The organism is Luteibacter sp. P1_D3 (assembly GCF_056406135.1).
Genome location: NZ_JBFUAT010000047.1, coordinates 21,823 through 29,810 on the forward strand (window position 1 = coordinate 21,823; position 7,988 = coordinate 29,810).

Below are 7,988 nucleotides of genomic sequence, written 5' to 3' on the forward strand. Positions count from 1 at the left end.
TCAGCCCTTCATCCTCATCCAGAACAGCAGCAGGTACACCGCGGCGACACCGGCGACGATCAGGCCGAGCGCCATGTTTTGCAGGTGGTCGCGCCGACGGTCACGTGGCGTCGGGTAGAACGGAATCGACGCGAGTACCGGGAAACCCGTCGCCCGTTCAAGTTGACCGACCGAGCGGACGCGCGGATCGAAGCGAGCCACCGCGAAGAGCAGACCGAAGGGGATAGCCAGGGAAAGCGCCAGCCCGGCCAGGCCGAAGTGCATGAAGCGGAGGCCCGAGGGCACCAGCGGCATGACCGCCGGGTTCTGCACGAGGAACGTCAGGCCGCGCTGCTCGGCGTCCAGGTTCATCGACACGCGTGCGTTCTCACGACGCTTCAGGAGGTCCTGGTAGACATCGCGATTCACGTTGTAGTCGCGGGTGAGTTCGGCAATGACGTTTTCCGAGCTGGCGATACGCTTGCTGCGCTCCAGCTCGGACTGCAGCATGGATTCGCTGGCGCCCACCCGGGCTGCGCTGGCGGCGGCATCGCCGCGGACGGCGGACAGCTGCAGACGCATCTGCTGGTACACCGGGTTCATCGTCGTCGAATGATCGATCGGCATCGGACCGCCTGCTGCGCGCTGCGCATCGGCCGTCTGTGCCTGCTTGCGGACGTCTTCGATCTGGTGGCGCAGGCGGATCACGTCGGGGTAGTCGTCGGTGTAGTTGAGCAGCAGCTTGTCCAACTGGCCCTGCAGATCGCCCAGCTGCGTCGTATAGATGCCACCCACCGTCTGCACCGCGTTGACCTCGGACTCGCCGTTGATCTGCGAGGCGAGCGCCGCGGCCTGCGACTGCTTCTGCATGTAATCCATGCGGTTGTTTTCGATCTGCGTACGCAGCTGGCTGATTCGCGAGCTGGTTTCCACATCGTTGCCCGGACGCGCATCGGCGTTGGCATCGCGGTAGGCCTTCAGCTTGCCTTCGGCATCGGTCAGCTTGCCGCGATACGCCTCGACCTGGCTGTTGATGAACTCGTAGGCCTCGCGACTTTCGCGCTGCTTGGATGCCAGGCTTTCACTGATGAACAGCTGGCCGAAGGCGCGCGTGACTTCGAAAGCTCGCTTCGGGTCCGAGTCGAAATAGGTGATCGTGATCAGGTTTTCGCGGTTGTTGATGATCTTGGTGCGGCCCTTGATCCCTTCGATGATCTTGTCGCGCTCCAGCGCCGTTGGGCTGTTGGCCAACCAGCCACCGCCACGCAGCACTTCGTCGAGCACGCGACGGCTGAAGATCACGTCGCGGGCGATGCCGGCACGGTTCTTGTTACCCGTGGCCGAGGCGGCGCCTTCCATCAGCGGCGTGATGATGCTGCTTTCCTCGGCGAGGATCGTGGTCGATGCCTCGTATTTCTTCGGCCAGACCATGCCGACGCCGAGTGCCAGCAAGGCGATCACCGCGAAGATCACGCCCATCGTCACACGACGCCTGCGTGCTTCGCCGATCAGTGCGGGCAGGATGCCCGTAAAAGGAACAAGTTCCCCGCTCATCACATACCCCTGTCAGAAAGCGCGCTGCGGTACCGTAATCACGTCGCCGGGCTGTACCGGGTAGTTGTTCTTCAGGTCGCCCTGCTGCAGGATTTTCTGCAGTTGCACGGCATAGGCCTGGGTCGAGCCACCCTCGTTGCGCCGATAGAGCTCGGTGCGGTCGGGTGCGGCGAATTCCGTCGTGCCACCGGCGGCAAGCACGGCATCGAGCACGGTCATGCCCTGCCGATACGGGATCGAGATCGGACTGCGTACGGCGCCGGTCACCCGGACGCGGGAAAGGTATTCGTGGCTGCGCAGTGCCGTGAGGATCACGGCGACCTGCGGGTCGCGGATGTACTGGGCGAGCTTCTGCTGGATTTCCGCACCGACCTGATCGGTCGTGCGTCCGCCGGCGGCGATGTCGCCCACCAGGGGTACGGTGACCTTGCCATCGGGTCGCACCGGCACACTGACACTGAGGTCGGGGTTATGCCAGACGGTCACCTGCAACTGGTCGTCGACACCGATCAGATAGGCATCGACCACCGGGYTGGCGGCGTCCATCTTCGGCGGTGCCGAGGTAATTCCACCTGTCGCGCATGCCGTCAACATGACGGTGGCGACGAGTGTCGCGACGCGGTTCCAACGCTTGATCATGACACTTGCCCCTGTGACTTCGCTCGGTCGGTATCGTCGGGTCGATAGGGGTCCACGTCCATTCCAACAGCCCGCCTATGCCATTCGACCGACGCGCCTAAGCTTGCGAAGTGCGCCATGCTTTGCTCCCGCGCGAAACGAGGACGACAGGCTTTGGCGATAGCGACGGACATCGTCGGACGGCTGACCCATCCAGCGGTCCAGGCACTGCTGCTGGCGATCCTCGCGACGGTCCTGGTGCTATGGAGGAGGCCGCGAGCGGCGGCGTTGTCCGCGACCCTCGCCCTGGCCTGGATCTGGATCGCCTCCACACCTGCGCTCGCCCTGTCCCTGCGCGACGGTCTCGCAACGGCAAACACTCCCTCCCCGCCACACGCCGACGCGATCGTCGTCCTGGGCGGCGGCAAGTTACCGGTGACCGACTGGTCGCGTACCACCACGCGCGCCGGAAGGGGGCTGACCCTCTGGCGCGACGGATTCGCGCCGGTGTTACTCGTGTCCGGAAGCGATCAGGCCGACGACCTGGCGCGGGGTTTCGCCCTGTCGGGGGTTCCCGGCGGCGATCTGCGCATCGAAAGCAGCAGCGTCAACACCCATGAGAACGCGCGTAACTCGGCGGTGATCCTCAAGGCAAGTGGCCTGTCCGACATACTGCTGGTGACTTCGGCGATTCACATGCGTCGCGCCGCCGCCAGTTTCCGGCACGAAGGCATCGCCGTCACGCCCGTACCGGCGGACGATGGCCACGCCAGGCTCGCCGAGGCCCCGGCGTGGCTGCCCAGGCGCGACGCCTTGACGCTTACGGCACGCTGCCTGCGCGAATACCTCGCTCTGCGGGTCTACCGCTGGCGCGGCTGGATTTAAATAGGTAAACGTAGGAGCCGATTCATCGGCGAATGGCAAACAAACCGCTGCGCAGCAGCGCTCCACCCAGGTTGCTTGCCTCAGCCCCCACACGAAGAAAGAGCTCGCCGATGAATCGGCTCCTACAGAGCGCGGTGCCCGCAGTCAAAGCGCAGCCACGATCCCCAATTGCTTCAGCACCACCTGCTCCCAGACCCCGTCCAGGTCCCCATCGGCCAGCATGTCGTACGCATTGCGCCCCGAAAATGCCCGTTGCGGCATGACCAGCCAGCGGGCGGCACGGTGACGGTCGCCCACGCACGACACGACCAGTTGGGCCAGCGGGGGGTGGTGGCTCTCCAGCGCGTCCAGCGCCTGCTCGATCACCGCCTCGCGGGCGTCGTGCAGGCGTGTCAGCTCCGAGGCCAGCTCGGCATAGGTAGGTGCTTTCATCGACATGGCGCGGCTCCCCGAAGGCTATGGGGGAACGCTAGCGTTGCCGGCCAGCGACACGCTTGTACGCCTATGAGGCGACTTCTAGGGATCGCCGGTTTCGATCTGGAGTGAGGTCTTGCCGTCACGGCGGACCAGGCCGGGGCCGAACTGGACGACTTTGGCGTCCTTCAGCACGACGGTGTAGTCCTTATGGGAGAACGAGAAGCGTCCTGGGCGTCGGTCGATCCAGCTCATGACCTCGAAACCGATCATGTTCCGGTCCGAATCCGGCGGACCGAGGTGATCGATGACCTCATCCCGCGGTGTGCCGACTTCCAGTCGGGCAATCTTCGAGGACATCCCCGCACAACCGGCCAGGCCGGCCGTCAGCAGGGCCACGGCGATCGCTCGTTTCATCCTCACTCCCGTCCAGGTGCGGCACCGCCGGATGGTAGCGCACTGGCGCAAAACCGTGCGACTCCCCAACCGGGAATGCCGTTTATCGACTGCCGCTCAGCGGTGCACCGTCGATGCGGCTGCGGGCGCGACCAACAGCGATGCCGCCTGGCCAACCGGACGCCCGTGCGGATCCAGCGTGTGGCCCTGGGCATCGACATCATGCGTGTTGGCGTTCTGGACGCGCTGCGTAACCCCGGCATGACCCGGCTGGACGGGCGCCAGGCCGCGCTCGGTCGCTCCGGCGTCCGACGCGGGCTGCACCGGCATGGCCGCGGGATGGGCCTGTCCCGGCATCGGTGCGGCGGCGGGGTTCGCCCCCGGTGTCGCAGTCGGCGCAGATGTCGGAGCCGTCTGGCCGATGGCTGCCGACGAGAGGAACAACAGGGCCGAAAGACAGGAAGGTCGTAGATGCATCGAAGGCTCCGGGTGCATCGCGGGAGCGACGCTCATGACAGCCACGCTAGTCCAGCGGATGTGAAGCCCTCGCGTCCCTGCTAGGCTGATCCGATCCCATTCCGGAGACATCCGATGCTGCTTGCCCTCGCTTTTGCCCTTGCCGCCGACAGCGGTTTCGACGCACGCGTCCAGGCCGCCAAGGCGCTGGAAAAGAACGCCGAGGGCAAGGCCTGGCAGGGCGCGTTGTGGGACAAGATCGGCAACCCGGCCACGGATGCGCTCAAGGACTGCATCGCCAGCAACAGCCCGGCGGACAGGACGCCCTTCACCATCGTCGCGACGATCGACGCGAACGGCCGCTCCAGCGACGTGGCGGTCCAGCCGGAAACCCCGGTAGCGAAATGCTTTACCGGCCAGTTTGCCGTCTGGACCCTGCCACCGCCGCCGAAGAAGCCGGCACCCTACCCGTTCGAGATCGACGTCTCGATGGGCAAGTAAGTCAGTTCAGCTGATCCGGATGCGGGCCCATGCGGTTGCCCGCATCCAACGCGTCGATCGCCTTCATCTCGTCCGCCGACAGCTCGAAACCGAACACGTCGATGTTGGCCTTGATGCGTTCGGGCGTGACCGACTTCGGGATCACCATGTGCCCCAACTGCACATGCCAGCGAATCACGACCTGGGCCGGCGTCTTGCCGTGCTTCTTGCCGATCGCGACGAGCGCCTCGTTCTTCAGCAGATCGCCGCCCTGCCCCAGCGGGCTCCACGATTCGGTGATGATCTTGAGCTTCGTGTTCGCCGCGACAACATCGTTCTGGGCGAAATCCGGATGCAGTTCGATCTGGTTGACCACCGGCACCACACCGGTTTCCTTCACCAGGCGCTCGAGATGCGCCGGCTGGAAATTGGACACACCGATCGAGCGGATGCGGCCTTCCTCGCGCAGACGGATGAACGCCTTCCAGGTATCGATGTAGAGCTCGCGCTTGGGCGTCGGCCAGTGGATCAGGTACATGTCGACGTAGTCGGTGCCGAGCTTCGCCAGGCTGGCGTCGAAGGCCTTCAGCGTGCTGTCGAAACCCTGTTCGGCATTCCACAGCTTGGTCGTGAGGAAGATGTCGCCACGCGCGACGCCGGAGCGCTCGATGCCCTGGCGCACACCGGCTTCGTTCTTGTAGATCGCCGCCGTATCCAGCGAGCGATAGCCAGCGGCCAGCGCGCTCGCCACGGCGTCGGCGGTTTCACCATCGGGGATCTGGAACACACCGAAACCCAGCTGCGGGGCCTTGTTGCCATCGTTGAGGTCGAGGACCGGAACGGAAGAAGTCATGCCTTTGTCTCCTGCGGGGAACCGCCGGTAATGATGCCGGACGACCCCGCATTCAAGGCGTGATGGGTCAGTCGCCGCGCGCGGCGTAGTGCGTTTCGACGTAGTGGTCGAGGATGCCGACGAACTCGTCGGCGATGTTGTCGCCGCGCAGGGTCATCGCCTTTTCACCGTCGATGAACACCGGTGCCGACGGCGCCTCGCCGTTGCCGGGCAACGAAATGCCGATGTTCGCGTGCTTGGATTCACCCGGGCCGTTGACGATGCAGCCCATCACCGCCAGGGTGAGGTTTTCCACGCCGTCGTACTTCACCCGCCACACCGGCATCTGCTCACGCACATGTTCCTGCACGGTCTTGGCCAGCTCCTGGAAGAACTCGCTGGTGGTGCGACCGCAGCCCGGACACGCGGTGACGAGCGGCGTGAACGCGCGCAGCCCCATCGTCTGCAGCAGCTCCTGCGCCACGATGACTTCGGCCGTGCGCGACTGCCCCGGCTCCGGCGTCAGCGAGATGCGGATGGTGTCGCCGATGCCTTCCTGGAGCAGCACGCCGAGCGCCGCGCTGGACGCGGTGATGCCCTTGGAGCCCATGCCGGCCTCGGTCAGGCCGAGGTGCAGCGCGTAGTCGGCGCGACGGGCCAGATCGCGATACACGGCGATCAGCTCCTGCACACCGGAGACCTTGCAGGAAAGGATGATGCGGTTGCGTGCAAGGCCGAGGTCTTCCGCGCGCGCCGCGGAATCCAGCGCCGATCGGATCAGGGCCTCGCGTGCCACGTGGCCGGCATCCCAGGGATCGGCGCGGGTCGCGTTCTCGTCCATCAGGGCGGCGACCATGCTCTGGTCCAGCGAGCCCCAGTTCGCACCGATGCGCACCGGCTTGTCGTAGCGGATCGCCATCTCGATGATCGAGGCGAACTGCGCGTCCTTCTTCTTGCCGAAGCCGACGTTACCCGGATTGATCCGGTACTTCGCCAGTGCCTCGGCGCAGGCCGGCTCGCCTTCCAGCAGCTGGTGGCCGTTGTAGTGGAAGTCACCGATCAGCGGCACCGAGACGCCCATCATGTCCAGGCGTTCGCGGATGCGCGGCACGGCCGCGGCGGCAGCCGGGGTATTCACCGTGATACGGACCATCTCCGAACCCGCGCGGGCCAGCTCGGCGACCTGCTTGGCGGTCGAGACGGGGTCCTCGGTGTCCGTATTCGTCATGGACTGGACGACGATGGGCGCGCTGCCACCCACCTGGACACGGTCGACGATCACACCCGTGCTGGGGCGGCGGGACGCGGCTTCCGCGGGACGCGGGCGGCTAGGGAGGTCTTCGGTCATAGCCGTGCATTTTAGCGCATTGCCATGACCGCCCGCAGACTATGTACCCGCCCGGCGCAGGGCGGCCTGCACCAGCCGCTGCGCCAACCGCTCACGCCATGACCCCGGCCTGGCCAGGCCCATCCGCTCCAATGCCTCGGTTTCGCCAGCAACCGCACGCCCGGGCGTCACGACGGCCCGCAAGACGGCGCCCTTCCCCGCATCCCGCAACCACCCCAGCGCCGGCAGCAACTGCCGCTCCACCTCCGTGAAATCGCTACCGAACGGAAAGGGGTCCAGCAAGCCGCTGCGCCGCATGGGTTCGAGCGCCGTGGCCAGCCCCTCGGGCGTATGCGAACGCCAGGCCTCCGGTACGCGGAAATCCGCGCGGAGCTTGCCGGCCCTCTTCGCCTCCGCGGCCAGTCCATCCACGAACCGCGCGTCCGCGATCGACAGCATCGCTTCCACGCATGCCTCATCGGACAGGCCGCGCAGGTCGGCCACCCCGTACTCGGTGACGAAGACATCGCGCAGATGTCGCGGAATAGTCGTATGCCCATAGGCGAAGCGGATATTCGACGCCGCGCGGGCACCTTTGCCGCGCGTCGCCCGCAGCAGGAGGATCGATCGCCCACCCGCTATCTCGTGCGCCATCGCCACGAAGTTGTACTGGCCGCCCACACCACTCACCACGCGCCCGTCGTCGAGGCCATCCGAAACGGCGGCGCCGAACAGGGTCGCCATCATGCAGGTGTTGAAGAAGCGCGCTCCCCGTCGCTGCAAGGCGGCCAGCGGCTGGTGGTCGCCATAGAGATGGTTGACGTTGGACACGCGGCACATGTCGATCGCATCCGGATCGTCGATCTCCGAGCGATGCATCCACGCGTACAGCTCACGCGAACCGAGCAGGAACGCGCCACGAAGGTAATGGCCACCGGCGGCGCCCACATCCTCGCCTGCCGCGGCGCGCCGCTCGACGGCGATGTCGTCGTAGGCGCGGCGACGCAGGATGCCCGCGCGCTGCAGGTGCATGAAGCCGTCCATGAC

At 66.0% G+C, this 7,988-nt stretch carries 10 protein-coding genes; 2 read left to right on the plus strand and 8 right to left on the minus strand.

Translation table 11 applies throughout. The annotated features are described in order from the left end of the window. Complete coding sequence (locus AC1DYM_RS20785; RefSeq protein WP_477341625.1) at nt 1-1,533, minus strand: XrtA system polysaccharide chain length determinant; 1,533 nt, start codon at nt 1,531-1,533, stop codon at nt 1-3. A gap of 12 nt (nt 1,534-1,545) precedes the next feature. Then, nucleotides 1,546-2,172: an XrtA/PEP-CTERM system exopolysaccharide export protein gene (locus AC1DYM_RS20790; RefSeq protein ID WP_477341627.1), complete on the minus strand. Its 627-nt coding sequence runs from the start codon at nt 2,170-2,172 to the stop codon at nt 1,546-1,548. A gap of 153 nt (nt 2,173-2,325) precedes the next feature. On the opposite strand from AC1DYM_RS20790, the gene AC1DYM_RS20795 reads away from it, so the two are divergent. Beyond that, nucleotides 2,326-3,036: a YdcF family protein gene (locus AC1DYM_RS20795; protein WP_477341629.1), complete on the plus strand. Its 711-nt coding sequence runs from the start codon at nt 2,326-2,328 to the stop codon at nt 3,034-3,036. A 144-nt stretch (nt 3,037-3,180) separates the two neighbouring features. Here the strand turns inward: AC1DYM_RS20795 and AC1DYM_RS20800 are convergent, their stop codons facing one another. The 3 genes from AC1DYM_RS20800 to AC1DYM_RS20810 all read right to left on the minus strand — a co-directional run bounded on the left by AC1DYM_RS20800 (nt 3,181) and on the right by AC1DYM_RS20810 (nt 4,323). Next, on the minus strand, nt 3,181-3,468 hold the full coding sequence (locus AC1DYM_RS20800) for an antitoxin Xre/MbcA/ParS toxin-binding domain-containing protein (RefSeq protein ID WP_046966692.1): 288 nt from the start codon (nt 3,466-3,468) through the stop codon (nt 3,181-3,183). An 84-nt stretch (nt 3,469-3,552) separates the two neighbouring features. Continuing rightward, on the minus strand, nt 3,553-3,867 hold the full coding sequence (locus AC1DYM_RS20805; protein ID WP_477341631.1) for a hypothetical protein: 315 nt from the start codon (nt 3,865-3,867) through the stop codon (nt 3,553-3,555). A gap of 96 nt (nt 3,868-3,963) precedes the next feature. Next, nucleotides 3,964-4,323 carry a hypothetical protein gene (locus AC1DYM_RS20810; RefSeq protein WP_477341633.1) on the minus strand — a complete coding sequence of 120 codons (360 nt, stop codon included), beginning with the start codon at nt 4,321-4,323 and terminating at the stop codon, nt 3,964-3,966. Between the two features lie 114 nt (nt 4,324-4,437). On the opposite strand from AC1DYM_RS20810, the gene AC1DYM_RS20815 reads away from it, so the two are divergent. Then, the gene (locus tag AC1DYM_RS20815; RefSeq protein WP_477341635.1) at nt 4,438-4,803 is read left to right on the plus strand and encodes a peptidase C13; all 366 of its coding nucleotides are present in this window, start codon (nt 4,438-4,440) and stop codon (nt 4,801-4,803) included. A gap of 1 nt (nt 4,804) precedes the next feature. On the opposite strand, the gene AC1DYM_RS20820 is transcribed toward AC1DYM_RS20815, so the two are convergent. The 3 genes from AC1DYM_RS20820 to AC1DYM_RS20830 all read right to left on the minus strand — a co-directional run. Next, complete coding sequence (locus AC1DYM_RS20820; RefSeq protein ID WP_477341637.1) at nt 4,805-5,635, minus strand: aldo/keto reductase; 831 nt, start codon at nt 5,633-5,635, stop codon at nt 4,805-4,807. A gap of 67 nt (nt 5,636-5,702) precedes the next feature. After that, nucleotides 5,703-6,962: a flavodoxin-dependent (E)-4-hydroxy-3-methylbut-2-enyl-diphosphate synthase gene (ispG, locus tag AC1DYM_RS20825; protein ID WP_477341639.1), complete on the minus strand. Its 1,260-nt coding sequence runs from the start codon at nt 6,960-6,962 to the stop codon at nt 5,703-5,705. Nucleotides 6,963-7,001: 39 nt separating this feature from the next. Next, the coding region (locus AC1DYM_RS20830; protein WP_477341641.1) for an acetyl-CoA hydrolase/transferase C-terminal domain-containing protein at nt 7,002-7,988 on the minus strand (987 nt) is incomplete at its 5' end.